Here is a 24623-nt window from a genome sequence, read left to right on the forward strand (position 1 = left end):
CCGTCTTTCACGCAGAGCAAAATATCATGCGCATTCGCATCAGATTTATCGAGGTAATATGTCGAGTTTGTCGCCACGACTCCTACATCGTGTTTTTTGGCAAAATCGAGCAAAACTTTATTGACTCTGTCCTCATCTTCCTGACCGTGGCGCATCAACTCGATGTAGAGATCTTCACCAAACTGCTCTTTCCACCAAAGCAAAGACTCTTCAGCTTGTTTTTCTCCCACATTCAGAACCAGATTAGGCACTTCACCACTCAGGTTACCCGTGAGGCAAATCACATCTTCTTTATATTTCTCTACAATCTCTCTATCGATTCGCGGAACGTAGTAAAAACCCTCAGTATGCGCGATTGATGACATCTTTGCCAGGTTGTGATAACCTCTTTTGTTTTTGGCGATCAACACAACCTGATTTCCGTTATCCTTCTTCGATTTATCGTTGTGATCTTTACAAACATTAAACACACAACCGACAATCGGTTTCACTTCAACAGCGTCAACCTCCTGTCCTTCCTCTTTTTTTGCCTTTAACGAATTGTTGTAATTAATGACAGTTTGAGTGAACAGATAAGCCCCCATCAGGTTTCCCATATCTGTCATGGCGATAGCCGGCATTCCGTCTTTCGATGCTTTTTCGATCATGGCATCGAGCTTAGTGGTAGCCTGTAAAACAGAATACTGAGTGTGATTGTGAAGATGTGAGAACGTAACCTCTTCAAGTTCTTTGAGGTTATCTTCAATCTCTTCTTTGGTCAGATCCGGTTCTGACTGTGTTTCAACATCTTCAAACTCTTCGTGATCAGGCGTATACGGTTCAATATTCAGCCCGATTAACTCAAACGGTTTTGGGTTCTTTTCTTTGAATTCTGTCAGGTAGCCCGGATCAGCGTGTAGCTCGTGTTCGGTGTAATTCTCAATTCTCACGAGCTCGAGGAAACAGCGGGCTGTTGCTTCCACATCGGCACTGGCGTTGTGCGCTTCGTTGAAAGCTTCATCAAAGAGATGTTCGTGGAGCTCGGTAAGCGTGGGGAGTTTGAATTTACCGCCTCGTCCGCCCGGGATCTGACAGAGATTAGCCGTTTTCTCTGTACAAGTGTCGAGGCTCTCCATGTTCATCATAGGAGTTTCAACATCCATTCGGTGGAACTCGGCCCCCATGACATTGATGTCAAAGCCGATGTTTTGCCCTACAACGAAATCAGCTTTTTGGAGCGCTTCATTGAATTCTTTGAGCACCCATTCCAATTCCACACCCTGGCGCATTGCACGCTCAGTGGAAATGCCGTGAATTTTTTCAGAATTATATGGAATCGTGAAGCCATCTGGCTTGATGATGTAGTTTTTGACCTCTATGAGTTCACCCCATTTATCGTGAATTTGCCACGCTAACTGGACACACCTGGGCCAGTTTTCGCTGTCAGTTACAGGAGCATTATAATCACGGGGTAAACCAGTGGTTTCAGTATCAAATACAATGTACATATTGCCGCTAAAATTTCCCAACTAATGTAAATCAGCCAAAGTTGAAATGCCATATTGACCAAAAAAACTTGTCAACAGCAAATAGATTAAGTGCAGTAGTAAAGAATCTTTAGATTTGTGGTGCTTTAAAATAAAAACACATGAGATACACAAACATTGCATTACTTTTCATTGTAGGATTGCTAATAGCAAGTTGCGGTTCAAAAGAAACCAAAACAGAGATGAAACAAGCTGATATACCTAAAGACTGGTCAGATCCTCACTCTTATGCGAAACCTTTGGAAGCTGCTGTAAAACACCTGAACTGGATTGCTCAGGTAAGCTTCAAAACGAAAAAGATCAAAGCATCTGCAACATGGGATATTGAAAATAACAATGCCGACTCAATTGTTTTTGATACGAGAAATCTCGATATCCACAAGGTGTTGGTTGACGGAGCTGATGAAGCTGACTATTATCTCGGTGACAACGATCCTGTTTTGGGTCAGCCGCTCGTGATCAAACTTCCTGAAGGTGCAGAATGGGTTGCTATCAACTACAGTACATCTAAAGATGCTGAAGCACTTCAGTGGTTGAACGCCCAACAAACTCACGACAAAAACAATCCATTCCTCTTTACACAATCTCAGGCTATTCTTGCTCGTACATGGATCCCATGCCAGGACAGCCCCGGAATTCGTTTCACTTACGAAGCCGAGGTTAAATCTCGTCCAGAGCTTCTCACGCTCATGAGTGCTGAAAACCCGGTTAAGAAAAACGCTGATGGCATTTACAAATTCAAAATGACTGAACCGATTCCTTCTTACCTCATGGCAATGGCAATCGGTGATGTTGAGTTCCAAAAAATCGGTGAGCAAACCGGTGTTTATGCTGAGCCCGGAATGATTGAAGCATCAGCAAATGAGTTTGCGAATATGGACAGTATGCTCGTTGCTGCTGAAAAACTCTACGGAAAATACCGCTGGGGACGCTATGATGTAATTGTTCTCCCTCCATCTTTCCCGTTTGGCGGAATGGAAAATCCGAGATTGACATTCTCTACTCCAACTATCATTGCAGGAGATCGCTCACTTACATCGCTTATCGCTCACGAGCTCGCTCACAGCTGGAGTGGTAACCTCGTCACTAATGCAAACTGGAATGACTTCTGGTTAAACGAAGGCTTCACTGTTTACTTTGAGCGCAGAATCATGGAAGAGCTCTACGGAAAAGATTACGTAAACATGTTGCGTGAACTGGGCATGCAAGATCTCAAGAAAGAAGTTGCTGACCTTCCTGCTCGTGACACATGGTTGAAATTAGATCTCGATGGTCGGAACCCTGATGATGGTATGACCAGCGTAGCTTACGAAAAAGGAGCTTTCTTTCTGGAGAAAATCGAAGAGTTATACGGTCGCAAGAAGTTTGACAAATTTCTCAACACTTATTTTGAGAAGTTTGCTTTTGAAACGATGACAACAGAAAAATTTGTGAGCTACCTCGACTCAAGTTTACTGAGTTCTGACACAGCACTAAAAGCAAAACTCAGACTCAACGACTGGATTTACGGTCCAGGTATTCCTGATAACGCTCCCGAAGTTACCAGTGAGCGTTTTCAACGTGTAGAATCTGCTCTTAAAGCCTGGAGCGATGGTGCTTTTGAAGCTAAGGAACTGAAAACGGCAGGATGGTCTTCTCACGAGTGGTTGCACTTTTTGAGAAACTTACCTGATACGCTCTCAAACGAACAAATGACAGAATTGGATCAATCATTTGGTTTTACAAAGTCTGGAAACAGCGAAATATTAGCGGCCTGGTTTGAGCACACAATCAAGCACAATTACAAGCCGGCAGATGATGCGCTGGAAAGCTTCCTGGTATCGGTAGGTCGCAGAAAATTCCTCGTTCCGCTATACTCGGCTCTGACCGAAGCAGATCCTTCTAAAAAGCGAGCCACAGCAATTTATAAAAAGGCTCGTCCTAACTACCACAGCGTTTCTACGAACACGATTGATGAAATGTTAAACTATCAAAAGGACAAAGAATAATTGAACAATCTTTATGGTTGATGTTTTACAGCTAAAGAATATGCCTTTACTTTGGGGTGTTTTTTAGCTAGCTTATGACAAGAGAAACTGATTCCAGAAAAAGAAACGAAATAGATTTTAGTAATAGCAAGGTTGCCTTCGCTAACAAAAGCGATGGTGATCTTGCTTTTTCTGTTTTTATATTCCGCCTGATGCAATACAGCTGGGTTGTGAAGCTCGCAACCAAACTCACTAAAGTTGCATTAAAGCTTAACTTACCTATTTCAGGAATAGTGAAGCAAACAGTTTTTAGACAGTTTTGTGGTGGTGAAACAATCGAAGAATGTGAGAATAAAGCCATTGTTGATCTCGCAAAGGGAAACATAGGTGCTATTCTCGACTACTCTGTTGAAGGATTGAAAGATGAAGAGACTTTTGATCATACTGCTGAAGAATTAATTCGTGTTATTGACAAAGCCAAATCATCACCTCACATTCCGGTGAGTTGCATGAAGATTACAGGTATCGCTCGTTTCGATTTACTCGAAAGGGTATCGGAAGGCGGTGAACTTTCAAAAGAAGACAAAGAAGCATTTGCTCGTGTTGTGAGGCGTGTTGATAAAATTTGTAAGCGTGCCAACGAAAACAAAATTCCTATTTACATCGATGCTGAAGAAAGTTGGATTCAGCCGGCTATCGATCAACTCATAGCGTCAATGATGCGCAAATACAACAAGGAGCAGGCAATTGTTTACACAACTTTCCAGATGTACAAGCACTCTATGTTGCCTGTTATTGAAAGGATGATTGAAGAAGCAAAGCAAGAAGGCTTTGTTCTCGGGATTAAGTTTGTACGCGGTGCCTATATGGAAAAAGAACATAAACGCGCCAAGAAAATGGGGTACCGCACTCCTATCCAACCCGATAAAGAGAGTACAGACCGTGACTTTGATCGCGGAATAAAAATCGCTATTCAGAACCTCGATTATTTGGAGTTCAGTTGTGGGACGCACAACGAATTGAGCTGCTACAAACTTGTCGATTTGATGGATGACATGGACATACCGCACGATCATCCATCTATCTATTTTGCTCAGCTTTACGGAATGAGTGATAACATCAGCTTCAACCTCTCGAATGAAGGTTACAACGTAACCAAGTATTTGCCATACGGTCCGGTTAAGTCCACTATTCCATACTTAACCCGCAGAGCTGAGGAGAATTCTGCTATTTCCGGACAAATGGGTAAAGAATTACGCTTCTTATTGGCTGAACGCAAGAGACGTAAAGAGGAGCAAAAAGCTAAAAACTAACATTTAATTGACCTGAGTAGGTTTTATTTCATAAATTCGAAGCTACAAACGAACCTTTGAAATAAATCAGCTCTGTGAAAAAGTTATATCTTTTATTAGCGATAATCGCTACCATAATTCCGGGCCTTTCACATGCCACTCACCTTATCGGTGGAAACATGAGTTATGAAGACCTGGGGCCATCCAGTACTTTTCCGGGAAACAGAGAATATAGGATTAGGTTTCAGGCATATATGGATTGTAATTCTGTTAACTGGCCGAATACTTTTCCTGAACCTACTATTGATATTGGAATTTACGAAGGCTTTATCAATGAATTTGGTGTAGATTTTGTATCTACTGCTACCATGGATACTGTTAGTGTTGGTATAATAGACCCTAACCTTCCTCCCGGTTGTAATTTTTCTACCAGCAATTGTGTTGCACTCGTAGAATATTCAACCATTGTATCATTAGCTCCTTCCAATGAAGGATATCATATTCTTTACGATCGCTGTTGCAGGCCGGGAGGAATTGTAAACCTTCAAAACTCTGGTAACCAAGCATTAACGTACAAGGTTTTTATTCCCTCTGATGGTAGCGGTAATCTACTTCCAAATAGTTCGGCTGCTTTTAATGATACGCTTGTATCTTTCATCTGCGAGGATGACACTACATTTATTCCGAACTCTGCAATTGATCCGGATGGGGATTCATTAGTTTATTCTCTGGAACAACCATATGATGGAAACACTTCAAGTGCTTCACCAGGGCCAGCCTACAGCAGTCCTAATTTTGATCCATACCCTAACCCACCAAACCTAGTCACCTGGGGACCTGGTTTTTCAACGAATCAAATATTTGGAAATACAGGTTTTCAATCTATTAATCCAACTACAGGAACAACTCAATTTGGAGCAAGTAATCCCGGCAATTATGCTGCAGCAGTTGAAATTAAAGAATACAGAAACGGTCAATTGATAAGTGTTACTCGAAGAGATATTCAGCTATTGGTTGTTCAGTGTCCGCCCAACCCAAACCCTGCACAGGACACTTCAAATCTCGACACAACAGCACTATCACCTGTTGAATATCAGGTTACTGCCGGAGACTCCTTCTGTATTGACTTAGATTACTTTGACGAAGAAGGTGATTCGCTTTTCATGAATGCAACGGGTAATATTTTTGACCCAAACTTGGTTAGTCCTTCAGCAAATATTCTTGCACCCCTTTCTGGCGATAGTGCAATTACAACTCAATTGTGCTGGCAAACAACTTGTGCTCAGGGAAGAAATGCTCCTTACACATTTAATGTTGCTGTACGAGATAATGGTTGTCCGCCAAAAACTTTTACTCAGAACTACGCTATTGACGTTCAACCTTTTGAAATAAATCAGGAAATTCAGGGGCCTGAGTTAGTTTGTAGTGGTCAGAGCCAGGAGACCTACTCTCTTCCAAATATACAGGGAGCTACCTACAATTGGACAGTTAATGGTGGAAATATCATTTCTGGTTCTGGTACAAACCAGTTAGAGATTAACTGGACAGGTAACACTGGTTCAGTTCAGGCTACTGTAACAAGCAACAATGGTTGTGTTGTGAACAAATCTCTATCAGTTATCATTACTCAAGTATTTGCTAATGCCGGCCAGGATACCAGTATTTGTTTTGGTGACACGACTACAATTGGTGGCGGATCTTTAGGCGTTGGAGAAACTGTTAGCTGGACACCCACAGCAGGACTTTCAGATCCTAATGTACTATTTCCAGATGCTTCACCGATTGGCTCAACAGATTACGTATTAGAAATTACTGATTCTAACTCTTGTTCAACGACTGATACTGTAACGGTCATTATTAACAGACCAGATACACTCGATCTCAGTACGAATTACTTTTTATGCCCGGGAGATACATTGGAATTAAATCCTGATGTACCGAGCTTCGTTTGGACTTCCAATTACTTTATTTCTAATCAAACCGCTGTACCAACGAGATTCTTCCCTCCTAATGACACAACTTATTATGTAGATTACATTGATACAAATGGTTGTGCTGCAACTGATTCAATCAATGTTGTAACACAACCAGAAGTGCCAACTAATGCCGGCCCTGATAGAGCAATTTGTGTTGGTGATTCAATTCTTCTTGGAGCAAATCCCACTTCACCTCCTTTTACTGATTATGCGTGGAGTCCGAATGTCAATATGAATGACAGCACCTTATCTAATCCTTTGGTTGCCCCATCCAACTCACAGAGTTACATCGTAAACACGACAAATGACACCTGCACCGGATCAGATACGGTAAATCTTGTTGTTAACCCAAACCCTACTCTATCTACATCGCCAGATACATTTGCCTGTGATGGCGATACTACTCAAATTTTCGCATTTGGTAGCGGAGACTTTGTTTGGAATAACGGTGATTTTCTAAGCGACTCAACTTCAGCTTCACCGTTTGTTTTGACTCCTACTGATACAACTTTCGTTGTCACGCTCACTGATGCTAATGGATGTCAATCTACCGACAGTATCGATGTAAGAGTTCAGGAATTACCCAATATCAATCCCGGATCTGACCGTTATATATGCAGAACTCGTGGAGCTATGCTTGGTGGTAACCCTACAGGTCCTGCCGGATCAAATTATCAATGGTCTTCGGGTTCTGAAATTGACAATGATACATCAGCCAATCCGGTTGTGTTCCCTGATCAAACCACGAATTACTCGGTTACAGTAACTGATAGTTTAGGTTGTGTTGATTCAGCATCTGTAACTTTATCAGTTATGTCACTTTTTGGTGGGTTTGATACAATTGTTTGCAGAGGATCTGAAGTTCCTATGACCTTTAATGTTTCTGACGGAATTCAACCTCTGAACTATTCAATAAGCCCCGGACAGGACATTGAATACAATCAGGGAGACAGTATTGTTGCAAGGATTACAAATCCGCGCAATTATGAAATAAGAGTTACTGATAGCCTGGGCTGTACTGATACAGCCCTAGTTGAAGTACAAACTTATCAGGAGCCGGAAGCTGAGTTCAATTACACCATAATTCCGGGCTGTGAACAACCAAAAATTGAGGTTGAAAACTTCAGTGCCAATACTGAAAACTCAACGTGGTTACTCAATGGAGAACCATACACTACTGATGAATTGAAAAGTCTTGATTTTGCCTATGGTTTGGAATTAGACCTGGTGCTAATTGCTGAATCACCTAATGGTTGTATCGACACTACTGCGGTTAACATCAGTCCAAAATATTTAGAGACTTTACTGAACCTCAAAACGCCAAACGTTATTACTCCAAATAATGACGGAGTTAACGACTACTTTGAAGTAAAGAGTAACGGAAATGTTGTGAACTGTTTGAGTTTGAGAGTTTACAACCGCTGGGGAGCCTTGATATTTGAAAACGAAGGTGGTTTTGCGAGTTGGAACGGCAAAAACTTCTCGGGAGAAGATGTAGCTGTTGGAACGTATTATTATATCCTCGAAGTCCAGAATATCACAAAAAAAGGTTCTGTAACACTTTATCGTTAAAAGTCTTATTCAAAAGGACTGCTTAATCGCTCATTCTCGATAAAAGAAGTGTCATTTAGTGTATTGAGAAAAGCTATTAAAGCTTCTTTCTCTTCGCCTGTTAAATTTAATGAGCCATTTACTCTATTGCTCTTAAGCATAACAGGATCAATGTTTGGACTTTGTTGATTGACGCTATCGCTGTAAAAATTGATGACCTGTTCAAGAGTTTGGTAGCGCCCATCATGCATATAAGGTGCTGTAAATCCAATGTTCCGTAGCGTAACAACTTTGAATTTGGCAATATCTCTGGGATTACCATTTATAGCTCCCAAACCAGAGTCATTTACGGTTTCCTGCAACCCATTATTACGAAAAGAGTTATCAGTAAAAGTAACGCCATTATGGCAATGGAAGCAATCTGCCTCTTCACTCATGAATAAATCCATACCAAACCTTTCCTGATCTGTTAAAGTGGCTTCACCGCGTAAGTATTTATCGTACTTTGAATCGGCAGATATCAATGTCTTTTCAAACTGTGCTATAGCTTTTACAACATGAGTTGAATCAAAGTCTTCTACTCCAAACGCTCTCTCAAATAACAATGGATATTCATCATGAGCCTTCAGTTTTTGAACAGCTTGTGGCCATGGTAAATTCATCTCAATTGGGTTTGCTACCGGATCGAGCGCTTGATGTTCAAGAGAGAATGATCTTCCGTCCCAAAAGAACTCTCTCCTCCATGCCAGGTTGATCAATGCCATTGCATTCCTCGTTCCGATGGCTCCCGGAGCAACACCCGGACTCACCTTGCGTGGATCAGAAAAACCTTTAGATTGTACGTGACAACTCGCACAACTCTGTTTGTTGCCATCACTCAAAATAGGATCGTGAAACAGTTTTTTTCCCAATGCAATGCCTTCAAGTGTCAAAGGATTATCAGGATTGCGGTAATAATCACCAAAGCCCTGCGGAATTCTCAGTTCATGAGGAGTAGGCTCCGGAATTTTATCCTGTACAGATTTAGCTTCAGGAACTTCAACATCACGTTGACATCCCGCAAATACCGTTAAAGCAAATAATAACCAACTCCACTTCATCATCTCACAATTACTTTTTCTGTTTTCACGGGACTTCCGTCACTATGAATTTTGAAAATATAAAGTCCGGATGGTAAACCCGTTAAGTCGATCAATTGTTTATCGAGCCTTTCGGTCAGAACCACTTTACCCACGACATCGAGAACATCGAGGGTTAATTCGCGAGCACCTCCGGTTCTGACAGTTACCATACCTTTAGTTGGATTTGGATAAATTTTAATGTCATTTTCAGTGACTTCATCTTTGCCGCTCAAAACCATATCAAACGACTTCGTTACAGAACAGCCTGTAGAATCTGTAACAGTCACATTATAATTTCCCTGACTTAAGTTTTGAATTGCATCAGTTGTGTCACCCGTTGACCATTCGTATTCAATATTGCCATTTCCTCCGCTTACCTGGAGCTGAATAGAGCCATCTTTAGCATTTGGAGATGAAATCAAGTTTACTTGAGAAGTCAGTACGATTGAATCGAACTGCGCAATTTCAATATTTACTACTTTGCCATTTCCGTAGCGATCAATCCCGGTAACTGAATAATTTCCGGAACACATATCAGAACGGACATTGTTGCCGGTTACTAATCCATCGTTCCAGTAATATTCTATGGGTGCAACACCGTATTTTAAATTGACAACTACTTCAGCACCACATGGCTCACAATTTGCCTGAGAGGATTCAAACGAAATATCAGTACAATCGTAGCGAAGCATTTCTTCAATCGCTCTAGTCAAATTTAGCTTTCCATTGGTAGCTGATGTTCCCTGAAGCATGGAAAGCGTGTCAGCACCTTTGAGAATTGCTTCCCTAACATAAAGCGCAATACTATCGGGATTTTGCTTGTAAAGATTGATTAGATCAGGACACATTGCACTGTACAACAAACCAATAGCTCCGGCAACTTGAGGTGCTGCCATGGAGGTACCTGTTGAGTTTGAATATGAGTTTGAAGGAACAGTGCTGTAAATACCGGTTCCCGGAGCTGCTATATCAATATGAGTTGTTCCGTAACCAGCTCCCGTATTTTTAACTGCGTCTTCAGTCAAGTTGGTTACTGACAACAAATACGGGCTTGAGCAGGTTGTGGGCATGTCGCCAAACTGGTCAACATCAATATTTCCATTGATAGTAGCTCCTGTACTCAAAACACCTTCAGCTCCAAGAGAGTCGAAAAAATTACACCAAAGCGGGTATTGTGAGGCATCTGCATAATTGATCCCAAAACTCGAATTAGCAGCTACTAAAAAAGCCCCTTTTTGTCCATTTGTTTCATTGTAAAGAGCTCGCATTTCCAGTATGTAACCATATGCTGCAAGAACAACTGCCTCTGATCCACTTGACCCTGCAATCGGGAGAACATCCATTCCCCAACCAACTCCGGTTACGCCCTGGTTATTATTTCCTTTGGCTGCAGCAATTCCGGCAACGTGAGATCCGTGTTGCTGAGTAGGAATAATATTATTATCGTTATAAACATTCCAGCCATTCACGTCATCGACATACCCATTTTGGTCATCGTCAATATTGTTGTTGGGAATCTCATTGGTATTTTCAAAAAAAGATAAATCCTGATGACTCAATTCAAAACCGTTGTCCACAACTGCAATCACAATTTTTTCACCGGTTGCTGTTGTATCTCCGGTTGAGTAATCCCAGGCTGTGGGAGCTGCCATGTTTCCCAATTTTGTTTCATTCAGAGCCCATTGAGCCGGATAATCGAGATCATTAGGAGTTTTGTCGCGCAATTCAACATTCGTGTGGTTGGGCTGCACTGCAATCGTTCTTTGGTCAGAACCGAAAACACCGAGTAGTTTATCCAGATCAGCAATGTTGGTGTCAAAGTGAATGAGGTGCATGTTCATTCTTCCAGATAACTCTTTACTCTTTTGAATTACCTGATTGCCAAATGAATTATTCATGTCATGCGTTAATTCTTCAGCATTTGCATTGTTGTGCAATTGCACGATAAGTTGGCCCTCTTTTACCTGGGCTCTGACCAATACTGTTGAGAAAAACAGCAATATCAATATGCTTAAAAATTTTTTCATTGTATCTTTCAAAACGTTGAAAAACGAAAATTGTTAGTTTCGAAGATATTAAAGATTCATTTAACATACAGTACTAAATGTCACTAATTGTCTTAAAAGCATCAGCCGGATCAGGTAAAACGTTTCAATTAGCCAAGCGATTTTTGCATCTGGTATTAACCGCTGAAAACGAAGATACTTTTAAATCAATCCTCGCTATAACCTTTACCAACAAAGCTGCGCAGGAGATGAAAGACCGTATTGTGTTTACGCTCCAGCAATTTGCAACAAGTGATAAATTAAAAGGCCAAGAAGCAGAATTACTGAAACAATTAATTGATGAAACAAATCTCAACGAAACTGAAATAAGATCGCGTTCAAAGAGTGTTCTCTTTTCGCTCCTCCACCACTACGGTGATTTTTCTGTGAGTACAATCGACAGCTTTACACACCGGCTTGTAAAATCGTTCAGTTTTGACCTCAAGATTCCATCTAATTTCAAAGTTGAATTAGATGTCAATTCTTTGCTGACAATGGCTGTCAATGAACTACTTTTTGAGATAGGAAATAACAATAGTTTACCTACCAAAATCCTTGAGGATTTCGTTGAAAAACAAATAGACAATGAAAAATCCTGGAACATCAACGATCTTCTTGTTGAATTTGCCAAACCGCTTTTAAGAGATAACAACAACAGGGAATTAGCTTCTTTAGAAGATGTTGAACTCGATGTATTCAAAAAAATAGTTGAAAAACACCAAAAAGAATGTGAGTTAATCAAAAAGAAAATCATTGAATTAGCTGAAGAAGGATTAACATTTATTCATAAAAACAATTTAGAGGAACACGTGAGCAGAGGAACGCTCACAAAGCGATTGACCGCATTTAAAAAAGCAGATTTCGATACAATTTGGGATGATGAACCGGGTTTTTATGAAAATCCCGAAAAGTGGTTTAAAAAAAGCCTGGAAAAAAAGGTTCCCGATAGTGATTCCATTACCGCTAAGGCTCACAGCTACATCGAATCCATCATGGAGCATTTTAATCAATACTCGTATCACAATATTATCGCCAATGAAGTATTCAAAACCGGCACACTCAGCCTTGTAGGCGAACATCTTGAGATGCTCAAAAAACAACTCAACACACTCCACATTTCTGACTTCAACAAAAGCATTGGCGATGTAGTACAGTCAGAGCCGGCTCCATTCATCTACGAACGGTTGGGAGAACATTACAGGCACTACATGCTCGATGAATTTCAGGATACTTCTATCATTCAATGGCACAACCTCATTCCGCTCTTCGGAAATGCTCTCAGTCAGGGTGGTTCATCATTGATTGTTGGCGATGCCAAACAGGCAATCTACCGCTTTAGAGGCGGTGAAGCCCGGCAGTTTGTTGCTCTTCCTGAGTTGTACAACCCGTACAACGATCAGGCTATTGCAGAGTGGCAGGCTCCGTTTTTAAATGTACAGGATACCAATCCTTTAGATCACAATTTCAGATCCTGGAAAAAAATTGTCTGCTTCAACAAAAAGTTTTTTACCAGAGCCAGAGACATTTTATCTGAAGATCACAGGAAAATGTACGATGATGTTGAACAAACCCCTAACCATAAGTATAACAATGGGTTTGTTTCATTTACATTGCACAAATACGAGAAAAACAACGAGTTAGGGCTCAACTCACACGAGTTCAAAAAATGGGCAAAAGAAGAAAACGAAAACTCGGTGGTTGAGTTAATTCAGGATCTGACCAAAAACGGACTTTACAAACCTTTTGAAATCATGATTCTTGTTAGAAGTGGTCAGGACTCCAATAAAATTGCTTCAATTCTCAAGAACAATAATATTGATGTGCATTCTGAAAGGAGCACGATTTTGGGAAATACACCGGAGTTCAGACTCGCTATAAGCTTTTTCAACCTGCTGCTCTCCCCTACTGAAAATTACTACAGGGTAGAATTTCTTTTAGCTGCAAACAATCTCAATTTACTTACTGAATCATTATCAAACTATTTGACGAGAAGGTTTTTATCAAACGACTTTGACACATTTCTTCAAAAAACACTCAACTCAACTTTTAACATCAACAGCAAAAATTCAATTGCTGAAAACTTTGAGGAATTAATTTCCAAATTACCCGGAAATGAGAAAAATGCTGCATTCCTTGCTCTTTCTGAGTATATCCAGTCATTCACTGATAAAAACGGAAACAATCTCACAAATTTCATCAACGAGCTGGAATCCAAAAAAGAAAAAATCAATGTTGAAACGCAGCCCCATGAAAATGCAGTGCAAATAATGACTATGCACAAATCAAAAGGCTTGCAAAGTGCAGTAGTGATTTGTCCTTATCTCGATAATAACTTGAAAAAAATTGAAACAGAATGGGTTGAAACCAATGAAGCTGAATTGCCATTTATGCAAATCAAATTAAGTGGTAATCAGGTTAAATATACCCGGTTTAAAAATGATCAGGAAGAAAAAGAACAGGAAGAAAAAGTAGATTCGCTCAATTTGCTCTACGTAGCTTTCACACGAGCTGAGGAACAACTTTACGGTTTCTCCAGTGAAGCGACTGAATCAAAAACTGGCGGATTGATTCGAGAACATGTTCCTCAGTTTACAGAATCTGATGATGATGTAACATTCACGTATGGAACTCCTGTAAGCCAACGAGAAAAAAAATCAAAGGAGAAGGTGAACACAATGCCGGGTCACAGTTTTCACTTTTACGATCACAAAAAGGATCTAAAAGTATCGAGACCCAAAGTTCAATATTCTCAGGTATCAGAAAAAACGGCTTCACAGCTGGGAGCTATCACGCACGAAATACTGGAAAAAGCTAATGGTCAGAACCAATTGAAAGAGCTCATCAGTCAGATGAGCGAGATTCACAGGTTGAACGAGACTGAGATAAACCAAATAGAAAACTGGATTGATAACGTTTTACAATCTGATTATTCAGATGCTATCCTTTCACCTAACTCACTCTCAGAACGCTCACTCTACGTTCCTGCCAGCAAATCAACCTACAGGCCCGATAAAGTGGCTCTGACCGAAAAGAACAGAGTCCAATTATTCGATTTTAAAACCGGAGGGAGAACGTTTGAGCACCAGGAACAACTCAACAATTACGCGTCTGTCATCAATGAGATGGGAATTGAAGTAGATAAAACAGTACTTTGTTACCTCGATGAAAATGATTTCGTGGAACTGTAACCAAATAAAAAAGGCCCGCTAAAAGCGAGCCTTTGTATCAATTTTCAATTGGGGAGATTATCCTCCAAAGTCGTCAAATGAAACGTTTTCTTCAGGGATACCCCAATCATCACACATTTTAAGAACTGCCTGATTCATCAATGGAGGTCCGCAGAAATACACTTCTACCTCCTCAGGTTCATCGTGATTCTCAAAGTAGTGTTCAATCACAGCTTCGTGAACGAAACCGAGGAAGCCGTCTCCTTCATCGTCATCTAAACTCTTCTTTTCTTTCCAGTTATCTTCCTCTAAGGGTTCTGAAAGTGCTACATGAAAACTAAAGTTTGGAAATTCTCTTTCAATTTGTCTAAAGTCTTCAAGGTAGAAAAGCTCACGCTTAGATCGACCACCATAGAAGAACGTAACTTTACGATCTGTCTTCAATGTGTGGAAAAGGTGAAATAAGTGTGAACGCATTGGTGCCATACCTGCACCACCACCAATGTAGAGCATTTCAGCATCAGTATCTTTGATAAAGAACTCACCGTAAGGTCCACTAATGGTTACTTTGTCTCCCGGCTTGCGCGTAAATACATAAGAGGAACAAATTCCAGGATTTACATCCATCCATGAGTTCTTAGAACGATCCCATGGTGGAGTAGCAATACGGATGTTGAGCTTGATAATATTCCCTTCAGCAGGGTGGTTTGCCATTGAATATGCTCTGAAAATTTCTTCATCGTTTTTCATATTCAGATCCCAAAGGCCAAAATCATCCCACTCTTTTTGAAATCTTTTAGGATCCTCATGCATATCAGGGTGAGCTGTGATGTCCATGTCTTTGAAATCAACTTCAATTTTTGGAACATCAATTTGGATGTAACCACCAGCCTCAAAGTCGAGATTTTCACCTTCAGGTAACTTTACAACAAACTCTTTGATAAAAGAGGATACGTTGTAGTTTGAAACAACTTCACACTCCCATTTCTTAATTCCAAAGATCTCTTCAGGGATTTCGATCTTCATGTTGTCTTTAACCTTCACCTGGCAACCGAGTCTCCAGTCATCTTGTACTTCTTTTCTCGTGAAGTATGGTTTTTCAGTAGGTAGAATTTCACCACCTCCATCGTGTACCTGACACTTGCACATTGCACAAGTACCACCTCCACCGCAGGCAGAAGGTAAAAAGATTTGATTATTACCGAGCGTAGAAAGCAAAGTGCCCCCAGCTTCAGTTTCAATTGTTTTTTCACCGTTAATTTCAATCTTCACTGCACCTGATGGACTCAGTTTTGCTTTAGCAAAAAGCAATACCGCTACCAATAACAAAATAAGCGCGAGGAAAATTACAATTGTAAGTATTACTGTTGTCGTCATGCCTTACTATCTATCTGTTAACAATTAAAGTTCAATTCCCATGAAGCTCATGAAAGCAATCCCCATGAGTCCAGTGATGATAAATGTAATTCCGAGTCCGCGCAAAGGTGCAGGAACATCAGAATAACGTATTTTTTCTCGAATAGCAGCAATAGCAACAATTGCGAGGAACCAACCTACTCCAGATCCCAATCCGAAAGAAGTTGCTTCAGCAATTGAAGCATATTGTCTTTCCTGCATAAAGAGTGAACCACCCAAAATTGAACAGTTTACCGCGATAAGAGGAAGGAAAATACCTAGTGCTCCGTAAAGTGATGGGGCAAATTTTTCAACAACCATCTCTACAAGCTGTACCATTGATGCAATAACTGCAATGAACATGATGAAACTCAAGAAACTCAAATCGATGCTGGCAAAGTCATCACTAATCCATGTAAGAGCTCCTTCTTTTAAGACATAATTTTCAAGAAGGTAGTTTATTGGAACAGTAATACCCAATACGAATATTACAGCTGCTCCAAGTCCGACTCCCGTATTAACAGTTTTTGAAACTGCCAGGTAAGAACACATACCCAAAAAGTATGCGAAAATCATATTATCAACGAATATCGACTTGACAAATATGTTTACTAAATCTTGCATAACTCTCTATTAAAATAGTTTCTTAATCTTCGATCAATTTCGTGTTTTTAGAACGCTGTATCCAAATAATGATCCCTACTGTTACAAGCGCCATGGGCGGCAAAATCATCATATTGTTGTTCATGTAGCCAAATTCGTAAAACCCCTGAGGAATAATTTGCAACTGTCCCACTCCAGGGAAACTGATAGCTCCAGAACCAAAGAATTCACGAACAACTGCTACTGCGATCAAAATCCAACCGTAACCGGCAGCGTTACCAACCGCATCGAGGATTGAAGGCCATGGTTTGTTACCGAGGGCAAATGCCTCTAAACGTCCCATGATGATACAGTTCGTAATGATCAGACCCACAAATACTGAAAGTGCTTTACTGATATCGTAAACAAATGCTTTCAGGATTTGATCAACTAAAATTACAAGTGATGCAATTACCACGAGTTGAACAATAATTCGAATTCGGTTTGGGATAATATTACGCATCAATGAAATGATGAGGTTACCTCCTATCATTACAAAAACAACTGACAATGCCATGATGATAGCTTGCTGTACCTGTACGGTAATCGCTAAAGCTGAACAAATTCCCAAAACCTGAACGGTAATTGGATTGTCATCATCCAATGGATCAGTTAATAACTTGCGGTTTTTCTTAGAGAATAATGGTTCTTTCTCTTCAACCATATCTTTTTCTGCTACTTCTTCTGCCATAGCTCCTAAGCTTTTTTGGTTTTGAAATAAGGAACATAAGTTCCAATAGTTCTGTAGATCATCTCATCAACACCTTTAGATGTGATAGTACCACCGGTGATGCCGTCAACAGCATGCTTATCACCTTCAGCACCTGTCTTGAGAACACCAACAGAAACAAATTTACCTTCTTCATTGAAGATTGTTTTTCCTTCAAATTGCTCCTGGAATGATGACTGAGAAATCTCAGCGCCCAATCCCGGAGTTTCACCTTTGTGGTCAAATGAAGTTCCGTAAATTGTTTCCATATCACCTTTAAGTGCAATGTAACCCCAAATAGGTCCCCAAAGTCCGGTTCCGACCATTGGAATTACAAAATATTTCTCTCCGTCTTTTTTGCAAACGTATAATGGATAGTGACGTTCCGATTCTGGCAGAGATTTATATTCTTTTCTCACATCAATTTTAAACGCTTCAGGCGCATCTTCCATGATTTCGCCATTAGCATTAAAAACTTTTTGCTCCACAACGTGCTTATCGAAAAGACCTTTAGCCTTTGAACGGTCGCTATCAGCTTCCATTGCACCAATTGTGGAAAGAATATTTTTCATTTTTTCCTGTTGAACGTTGGCTTTTTGGCGGTCTTTAAGTCCCATTGCAGCAACTGCCAAAACAGTTCCAACAACTACAACCATTCCGATTGCAAAGCCAAATGTGAATACGTTACTGTCTTTATTTATTGCCATAACTCTAATTTATGCAGCTACAACCTGAGCTCTTTTTTGACGCTTTTTGATATTTGATTGAACAACGTAGTGATCGATCATCGGAGCCATCACATTCATGAACAAGATCGCGAGCATTACACCCTCAGGATAAGCCGGGTTAAAAACGCGAATCATGATAGCAAATAATCCTCCGAGGAATCCGTAAATCCATTTACCCGTGTTCGTTTGAGCAGCTGACACAGGATCAGTTGCCATGAATACCATACCAAACATGAATCCACCTATTAAAACATGGTGAAGCGGATTTAATTCCATAAAATCATTGACTGCAAATGCATTGAAGATTCCGCCCATTACCAAACCTCCAACGAGGAATGAGAGCATAATTTTCCAACTTCCAATTCCTGTAATCAAAAGTATTGCTGCACCAATCAAAATTGCCAGTGCTGATGTTTCACCTACAGATCCCGGAATCCAACCCATAAAGGCATTGAACAAACTGTAAGTCCCGTCAGATCCAAATTTTGAAACTACTTCGGCATTTTGTCCCATCGGCTGGCCTACTGTTGTTGCCAAATCACCGAGTGCAGTAGCACCCGTAAAGCCATCTGCGACAGATTGTCCTGCTTCTGTGCTCGTGCTAACCCAAACTTTGTCACCTGACATTTTAGTTGGATAAGCAAAGAAGAGGAATGCTCTCGCGGTCAGAGCCGGATTCAAAATATTCATCCCGGTTCCTCCAAACACTTCCTTACCGATTACCACTGCAAATATCGTAGCTACAGCTACCATCCAAAGAGGAACTTCAACCGGCATACAGAGCGGGATCAACATTCCTGACACGAGAAATCCTTCCTGTATTGGGTGTCCTTTAGATGCTGAAAACAAGAATTCAACTCCCAGTCCAACAGCATAAGAGACAATAACGAGCGGTAAAACTTTGATCAATCCAAAGAGTATTTTATCCCAAAAAGGAGCACTATCCATTCCAAGTGCTACATAGTGTTGGTGACCCGTATTCCAAATTCCAAATAGCAACGCTGGAATGAGCGCAATAATAACCGTAAACATTGTGCGCTTGAGGTCAACTCCATCACGAATGTGAACACCATTTTTTGTTGTTTCACCAGGCGTAAAGAGAAAGGTGTAAGTACCATCCCAAATAGTATGAGCCAATGGTAATTTACCATCCTTTTTAGGCTCCATTTTACGCATGAAATTTTCTAAAGCCTTCATATCCTTTATCCGTTTATCCTAATTCTTCTTTAGCGATGTCTAACCCTTTTCTAACAATTTGTTGCAAATCCTGTTTAGATGTGCACACATATTCGCAAAGAGCAAAATCTTCTGGTATAACTTCATAAATACCTAACAACTCCATTTGTTCTACATCTTCAACAATGATAGACTTAATTAGTTGTTGCGGTAAAATATCCATCGGCATTACTTTGTCGTACTGACCGGTAACCACAAATGCCCTTTCTTCACCGTTGGTATTCGTATTTAAATCGTATCGCTTACCTCCCTGCATCCAGCTAAAGAAAGTACGCGACATACTGAATTTGTCAAAATTAGGAGCTATCCAACCGAGGAATTGTGGTGAGTCTCCTTCAGGTAAAACACAAATTGAATTGTGATAATAACCGATAAATCCATCTTTTTCGATAGCATCACCCACCAATGGATTTCCAGAGATAAATCGAAGATCATCTGCAGAATCAGTCAGGTTATCCTTAACCATGTCTTTAATTGAGGCTCCCATTAGCGTTTTGTAATAGCGTGGCTTTTCAACTCTGGATCCTCCTAGCGAAACAATAATACTCGCATCGTAAATCCCTTCGTTAAAATAGCGACCAATAACAGCTACACGCTGAGCATCAATCGTCCAAACGTTTTCACCTTTGTTGATTGGATCAACTTTATTGATTTGAACACCTACTAAACCTGAAGGATGTTTCCCTTCAAACTCGTTGATTTGAACACCTTTAGCGTTTCTAAAAACTTCAGATGTAGTTTTAATACGATGCACGTTTAAATGAACTTTGCCATCTGTCAATTTGGACAGCACATCCAAACCTCTTTGAAAGTCCTTTTCCCTCCCGTGAAGGCAAAAGTCCAAATCAGCACCTAGCGGAGCTGTGTCAAATGCTGAGATGTGAATTGACTTTGGAGTCACTTCAGCATCAGCTATAACATCATAAGGACGTTGCTTGAGAAAAGGCCACAGACCGGCATTGCTCATTGTTTCGATAACTTCTTCCCTCGAGCCATCTTTTGGATCGCCCTTTTCGTACTTCAACTCTTTATCAGCAAGAATTTTCACTTCGAGCATTTTGCGTTTAGCTCCACGCTTAACTTCAACAATTTCTCCTGAAACTGGTGAAGCAAACCTGGCATGCTCATTGTACTTGTCATAAAGAATTGGAGTTCCGGCTTTAACTTCATCACCTTCGCGATGAATTAACTTGGGAAATATGCCGTGAAAGTCGGTTGGCTTAAGCGCATAAGTTTCAGGAGTTGCAGATTCGTAAACTTTGTCCGCTACACCTTCTAACTTAATGTCAAGCCCTTTGGTAACTTTATAAACCTTGGACATACTGTTTAAATTGATAAATTCGCCAAAATTGAAGGGCAAAAATAGCAATTTAGTTTTCCCTTCAAACACACCTAAATTTTACTTTGCAGTCCAATATCTATTTAGACCGATTCTAAATAGCGAATTTATAAAATGATTTAATAATCGAAAAATGAACAAGCTATTTTTATTAATTTTAACAACCTCACTCTCTTTAACTTCTGTCTTAAAAGCACAGGACAAGAACTATTATGACGACTCTTTCCTGCGTTACGATAATTACATTTATAAAGACAGTATTAAAACTGTACAGCTTTTCAGAGATGGCTGGCGAGACGGATTTCCGCTAATAAACCTGAATTCTGCTGAGCAACTGGTTCTGACCTTTGAAGATTTATCAGGTCTTGTTGAAAACTACGCCTACTCTTTTGTGCACTGTGATGCTAATTGGGAGCCTTCTCAACTAATGCCAATGGAATACCTCGAAGGAATTCAGGAAAATCTCATCAACAATTATGAATATTCAGGAAATACGCGTCAGCAGTTTATCCGCTACACGCTCCGGTTCCCCAATCAAAATATCAAATTGACAAAGTCAGGAAATTATTTACTCAAAGTATTTGACATGCAAAATGACGAATTGGTTTTAACGAGGCAGTTTTTTGTGGTTGAAAACAGGGTAAATGTAAACTTTGACATCAAGCGAGCTACTCAGGCACGCTACCGTCATACTCATCATGAAGTTGATTTTTCAATTCAGCCCGGCAAATACAACCTCACAAATCCGTATACCGATATGAAAACGGTGATTCTTCAAAACCACGACTGGCAGGGAGCTATGCATAACCTGGAACCAACATTTGTAAAAAGTACAGAGTTGGTTTTCAATTACGATGACCGCAACCTTTTTCCGGGTCTGAATAACTGGCGTTTTTTTGACACAAGAAATCTCAACTATATCGCTGAAAACACTCGTGATATTGAAGTCTATAACAACAGGTACAATGTTTTCCTGGAGCAGGATGAACCGCGTAAAATCAAGCAGTATTTAGACAGAGGCGATATCAATGGTGGATACCTTATCCGTAATGATGACCGCAGACTCAACGACATCCTGGAAGCTGATTATGCCTGGGTACATTTTGCCCTACCCTATCCGCAAGAGTTGAAAAATGGCAATCTCTATATTTACGGAGAATTGTCAAACTGGAGAATAAGAAATGAATTCAAACTGAAATACAATTCGAGAACCGGACAGTACGAGAAAAAACTCTACCTCAAGCAAGGCTATTACAATTATCTTTACATGTACACGAAAGATGGTTCTGACAGTGGCGACCTCACTTTCATCGATGGAAGTCATGCCCAGGCTGAAAATGATTACTCAATATTTGTATATCACCGACAAAATAGTGATATTTATGATCGATTAGTGGGATTTAACTCAACGTCTTTCCCGCGATAAACTTTCTTTAATGGTCAGAGCCGAAACAGATGGAATCATTGTGAGCGTTCAGTCAGGGTATAAAAAAGAGTACTCTGATCCGGATCGCAAATTTTTCATTTTCGCCTATCGTATTAGAATAACGAACACAACTTCCAGTTCAATTCAGCTCAAGAGTCGCTACTGGAATATTATGGACTCGAACGGCATTTCACGCGTTGTGGAAGGTGAAGGCGTTGTGGGAAAACAGCCGGTTCTTGAATCCGGTGAATCCTATGAATACGAATCTGCGTGCGATTTAAGCACTGAAATCGGGAAAATGAGTGGCTTTTATACCATGATGAAGCTAGAGAATGAAACCGAATTTTATGTCACAATTCCAAACATAAACATGGTAGTCCCTTTTAAATTGAATTAAAGCCCGAAAAATAATTTTTCTATACCGCTGTCATGTTTCTTATAGGATAAGTGGTTGTAGCACTCCAATTTAGTCCCCATAATAATTTCACGCTATATTCTTGCTCCAAGGAGATTGTTACCCAATGACAATCTCCTTTTTTCTTTTACTTCTTTAAGTTTTCATAACATAATTACAAACAGACTGGTTTTTTTCATAATCTCTTTTATTAGATTTGTCCATATTGAAACTCAATCAATAACAAAAACAAAAAAAGAAATATGATTAAAGGTTTTTTTAACGTACCTCCGGCTAAAAACGAGCCGGTTGTGGATTATGCTCCGGGTACTCCTGAGAGAGAAGCACTTCAAAAGAAATACAAAGAGCTTTACAATGGGAATATTGAAGTACCCATGTACATTGGTGGCGAAGAAGTGGTGACAGGAGATACTCACGAGCTAACTCCTCCACACGATCACAAACATGTAATTGGTAAATACCACAGAGGGAATAAAGAACACGTTCAAAAAGCGGTTGACTCAGCACTGGCAGCAAAGTCAAAATGGGAAAAAATGAGTTGGGAACAGCGCGTTTCCATCTTCCTCAAAGCTGCAGATCTTATCAGCGGTCCGTATCGTGCTGAAATGAACGCAGCAACAATGCTCGCACAATCTAAAAATGCTTACCAATCTGAGATTGATGCTGTAGCTGAAATCATCGATTTCCTCCGCTTCAATGCAGATTATATGACTCAGCTCTACAGAGAGCAACCATACAGTCCAAAAGATACGTGGAACAGAATGGAGTTTAGGCCATTAGAAGGTTTTGTTTTTGCTATTACTCCTTTCAACTTTACAGCAATTGCAGGTAACCTTCCATCAGCTCCGGCAATGGCAGGAAATACAGTTGTTTGGAAACCGGCAGATAGCCAGATTTATTCTGCTCAACTCATAATGAGAATTTTCAAAGAAGCAGGATTGCCTGACGGTGTCATCAACCTCATTTATGTAGATGGCCCTGATGCCGGTGATGTTGTGTTTGATCACGAAGATTTTGCCGGATTACACTTTACAGGATCAACAAAAGTGTTCAAGCATCTTTGGAAAACAATTGGTTCAAACATCGATAAATACAAGTCTTACCCACGCATTGTTGGTGAAACAGGTGGAAAAGACTTTATCGTAGCACACCCATCAGCTGAATCAAAAACTCAAGCAATTGCTACAGCTATTATCAGGGGTGCATTTGAGTTCCAGGGTCAAAAATGCAGTGCAGCATCTCGTTGCTACTTCCCTTCTAACCTATGGCCTCAACTCAAAGAGGAGTTGCTCAACGATATGAAAACGCTCAAAATGGGCTCTCCTGATGATTTCAGTAATTTCGTCAACGCTGTAATTGATCGTCCTGCATTTGATAAGATTTCAGGTTACATCGACAAAGCCAAAGAATCAAAAGATGCTGAGATTATTGCCGGTGGTAATTACGATGACAGCAAAGGATACTTCATCGAGCCGACAGTAATTTTAACAACTGATCCTCATTTCGTGACAATGGAAGAAGAAATCTTTGGTCCGGTTGTTACGATTTACGTTTACGATGAAAAAGAAAAATGGAGTGATGTTCTCAAAATGGTTGATGAAACATCTCCTTACGCATTGACAGGTGCTGTATTTAGTCAGGATCGTTACGCGATTCAGGAAGCTACTGAAGCATTGACACACTCTGCCGGTAACTTCTATATCAATGACAAACCAACCGGGTCAGTAGTTGGCCAGCAACCATTTGGTGGTGCCCGCGGATCTGGTACAAATGATAAAGCCGGAGCTAAATTGAACATGTTGCGCTGGATGAGCGCTCGTTCAATCAAAGAAAACTTTGTTCCGGTCAATGATTACCGCTATCCTTTCTTGGGTCAGTAATCTTTTACTGGCTGTAACACAACATAAGGCTGTTTCGCAATCCGGAGCAGCCTTTTTTATTTTAACACAGAGGGTAGATTAAGATCTAATTCGCTGTAAAAGTGTTTGAGAAAACCGATCATGAATTTGTGCCGCTCAGCAGCCAGCTTCTTTCCTGTAGCTGTATTCATTCTGTCCTTTAATAACAGCAACTTTTCGTAGAAATGAT

At 40.3% G+C, this 24623-nt stretch carries 16 protein-coding genes; 7 read left to right on the top strand and 9 right to left on the bottom strand.

Features of this window, described 5'->3' with window-relative positions:
• Positions 1-1487 (bottom strand): PHP domain-containing protein (locus tag RI557_RS08365; RefSeq protein ID WP_310683228.1); only part of this gene is annotated, 1487 nt, incomplete at its 3' end.
• A 140-nt stretch (positions 1488-1627) separates the two neighbouring features.
• Between RI557_RS08365 and RI557_RS08370 the strand changes: the two genes are divergently transcribed.
• The 3 genes from RI557_RS08370 to RI557_RS08380 all read left to right on the top strand — a co-directional run bounded on the left by RI557_RS08370 (position 1628) and on the right by RI557_RS08380 (position 8333).
• Complete coding sequence (locus RI557_RS08370) at positions 1628-3514, top strand: M1 family metallopeptidase (protein ID WP_310683230.1); 1887 nt, start codon at positions 1628-1630, stop codon at positions 3512-3514.
• 191 nt (positions 3515-3705) lie between these two features.
• Positions 3706-4806: a proline dehydrogenase family protein gene (locus RI557_RS08375; RefSeq protein ID WP_310668004.1), complete on the top strand. Its 1101-nt coding sequence runs from the start codon at positions 3706-3708 to the stop codon at positions 4804-4806.
• Positions 4807-4880: 74 nt separating this feature from the next.
• The gene (locus RI557_RS08380) at positions 4881-8333 is read left to right on the top strand and encodes a gliding motility-associated C-terminal domain-containing protein (RefSeq protein ID WP_310683233.1); all 3453 of its coding nucleotides are present in this window, start codon (positions 4881-4883) and stop codon (positions 8331-8333) included.
• A gap of 5 nt (positions 8334-8338) precedes the next feature.
• Here RI557_RS08380 and RI557_RS08385 read toward each other — a convergent pair whose 3' ends face one another.
• Complete coding sequence (locus tag RI557_RS08385) at positions 8339-9415, bottom strand: cytochrome c peroxidase (protein ID WP_310668002.1); 1077 nt, start codon at positions 9413-9415, stop codon at positions 8339-8341.
• On the bottom strand, positions 9412-11460 hold the full coding sequence (locus RI557_RS08390) for a S8 family serine peptidase (RefSeq protein WP_310683235.1): 2049 nt from the start codon (positions 11458-11460) through the stop codon (positions 9412-9414). Before RI557_RS08390 ends, RI557_RS08385 begins: the two co-directional genes overlap by 4 nt.
• 77 nt (positions 11461-11537) lie before the next feature.
• Between RI557_RS08390 and RI557_RS08395 the strand changes: the two genes are divergently transcribed.
• Entirely contained in the window at positions 11538-14666 is a 3129-nt protein-coding gene (locus RI557_RS08395) for a UvrD-helicase domain-containing protein (protein WP_310668000.1), read from the top strand.
• A gap of 57 nt (positions 14667-14723) precedes the next feature.
• Here the strand turns inward: RI557_RS08395 and nqrF are convergent, their stop codons facing one another.
• The 6 genes from nqrF to RI557_RS08425 are packed head-to-tail and all read right to left on the bottom strand — an operon-like array spanning position 14724 to position 20676.
• Complete coding sequence (gene nqrF, locus RI557_RS08400) at positions 14724-16022, bottom strand: NADH:ubiquinone reductase (Na(+)-transporting) subunit F (protein ID WP_310667999.1); 1299 nt, start codon at positions 16020-16022, stop codon at positions 14724-14726.
• Positions 16023-16046: 24 nt separating this feature from the next.
• Positions 16047-16664, bottom strand: a complete 618-nt coding sequence (gene nqrE / locus RI557_RS08405; protein ID WP_310667998.1) for an NADH:ubiquinone reductase (Na(+)-transporting) subunit E — start codon at positions 16662-16664, stop codon at positions 16047-16049.
• 22 nt (positions 16665-16686) lie between these two features.
• A complete protein-coding gene (locus RI557_RS08410) occupies positions 16687-17373 on the bottom strand; it encodes an NADH:ubiquinone reductase (Na(+)-transporting) subunit D (RefSeq protein WP_310683237.1) in 687 nt (228 codons plus the stop codon).
• Between the two features lie 5 nt (positions 17374-17378).
• Positions 17379-18098 (bottom strand): NADH:ubiquinone reductase (Na(+)-transporting) subunit C, encoded by a 720-nt coding sequence (gene nqrC, locus RI557_RS08415; protein ID WP_310683238.1) that lies wholly within the window; start codon positions 18096-18098, stop codon positions 17379-17381.
• Positions 18099-18107: 9 nt separating this feature from the next.
• A complete protein-coding gene (locus tag RI557_RS08420) occupies positions 18108-19316 on the bottom strand; it encodes an NADH:ubiquinone reductase (Na(+)-transporting) subunit B (RefSeq protein ID WP_310683239.1) in 1209 nt (402 codons plus the stop codon).
• Between the two features lie 13 nt (positions 19317-19329).
• The gene (locus tag RI557_RS08425) at positions 19330-20676 is read right to left on the bottom strand and encodes a Na(+)-translocating NADH-quinone reductase subunit A (protein ID WP_310667994.1); all 1347 of its coding nucleotides are present in this window, start codon (positions 20674-20676) and stop codon (positions 19330-19332) included.
• Between the two features lie 151 nt (positions 20677-20827).
• Between RI557_RS08425 and RI557_RS08430 the strand changes: the two genes are divergently transcribed.
• From RI557_RS08430 to pruA, 3 genes are all read left to right on the top strand, one after another.
• A complete protein-coding gene (locus tag RI557_RS08430; protein ID WP_310683241.1) occupies positions 20828-22120 on the top strand; it encodes a DUF5103 domain-containing protein in 1293 nt (430 codons plus the stop codon).
• A 10-nt stretch (positions 22121-22130) separates the two neighbouring features.
• Complete coding sequence (gene apaG / locus RI557_RS08435) at positions 22131-22517, top strand: Co2+/Mg2+ efflux protein ApaG (RefSeq protein WP_310667992.1); 387 nt, start codon at positions 22131-22133, stop codon at positions 22515-22517.
• Between the two features lie 260 nt (positions 22518-22777).
• Entirely contained in the window at positions 22778-24415 is a 1638-nt protein-coding gene (gene pruA, locus RI557_RS08440; protein ID WP_310683242.1) for an L-glutamate gamma-semialdehyde dehydrogenase, read from the top strand.
• The last annotated feature ends 208 nt before the right edge of the window (positions 24416-24623 follow it).

This window comes from Salibacter sp. (assembly GCF_031581065.1).
Lineage (GTDB): Bacteria > Bacteroidota > Bacteroidia > Flavobacteriales_G > Salibacteraceae > Salibacter.

Bases quoted from the DNA above. Each gene is read 5' to 3' on its own strand.
- RI557_RS08370 (WP_310683230.1), top strand. From the start codon at position 1,628: ATGAGATACACAAACATTGCATTACTTTTCATTGTAGGATTGCTAATA.
- RI557_RS08375 (WP_310668004.1), top strand. From the start codon at position 3,706: ATGCAATACAGCTGGGTTGTGAAGCTCGCAACCAAACTCACTAAAGTT.
- RI557_RS08385 (WP_310668002.1), bottom strand. From the start codon at position 9,415: ATGATGAAGTGGAGTTGGTTATTATTTGCTTTAACGGTATTTGCGGGA.
- RI557_RS08390 (WP_310683235.1), bottom strand. From the start codon at position 11,460: ATGAAAAAATTTTTAAGCATATTGATATTGCTGTTTTTCTCAACAGTA.
- RI557_RS08395 (WP_310668000.1), top strand. From the start codon at position 11,538: ATGTCACTAATTGTCTTAAAAGCATCAGCCGGATCAGGTAAAACGTTT.
- nqrF (WP_310667999.1), bottom strand. From the start codon at position 16,022: ATGACGACAACAGTAATACTTACAATTGTAATTTTCCTCGCGCTTATT.
- nqrE (WP_310667998.1), bottom strand. From the start codon at position 16,664: ATGCAAGATTTAGTAAACATATTTGTCAAGTCGATATTCGTTGATAAT.
- RI557_RS08410 (WP_310683237.1), bottom strand. From the start codon at position 17,373: ATGGCAGAAGAAGTAGCAGAAAAAGATATGGTTGAAGAGAAAGAACCA.
- nqrC (WP_310683238.1), bottom strand. From the start codon at position 18,098: ATGGCAATAAATAAAGACAGTAACGTATTCACATTTGGCTTTGCAATC.
- RI557_RS08420 (WP_310683239.1), bottom strand. From the start codon at position 19,316: ATGAAGGCTTTAGAAAATTTCATGCGTAAAATGGAGCCTAAAAAGGAT.
- RI557_RS08425 (WP_310667994.1), bottom strand. From the start codon at position 20,676: ATGTCCAAGGTTTATAAAGTTACCAAAGGGCTTGACATTAAGTTAGAA.
- RI557_RS08430 (WP_310683241.1), top strand. From the start codon at position 20,828: ATGAACAAGCTATTTTTATTAATTTTAACAACCTCACTCTCTTTAACT.
- apaG (WP_310667992.1), top strand. From the start codon at position 22,131: ATGGTCAGAGCCGAAACAGATGGAATCATTGTGAGCGTTCAGTCAGGG.
- pruA (WP_310683242.1), top strand. From the start codon at position 22,778: ATGATTAAAGGTTTTTTTAACGTACCTCCGGCTAAAAACGAGCCGGTT.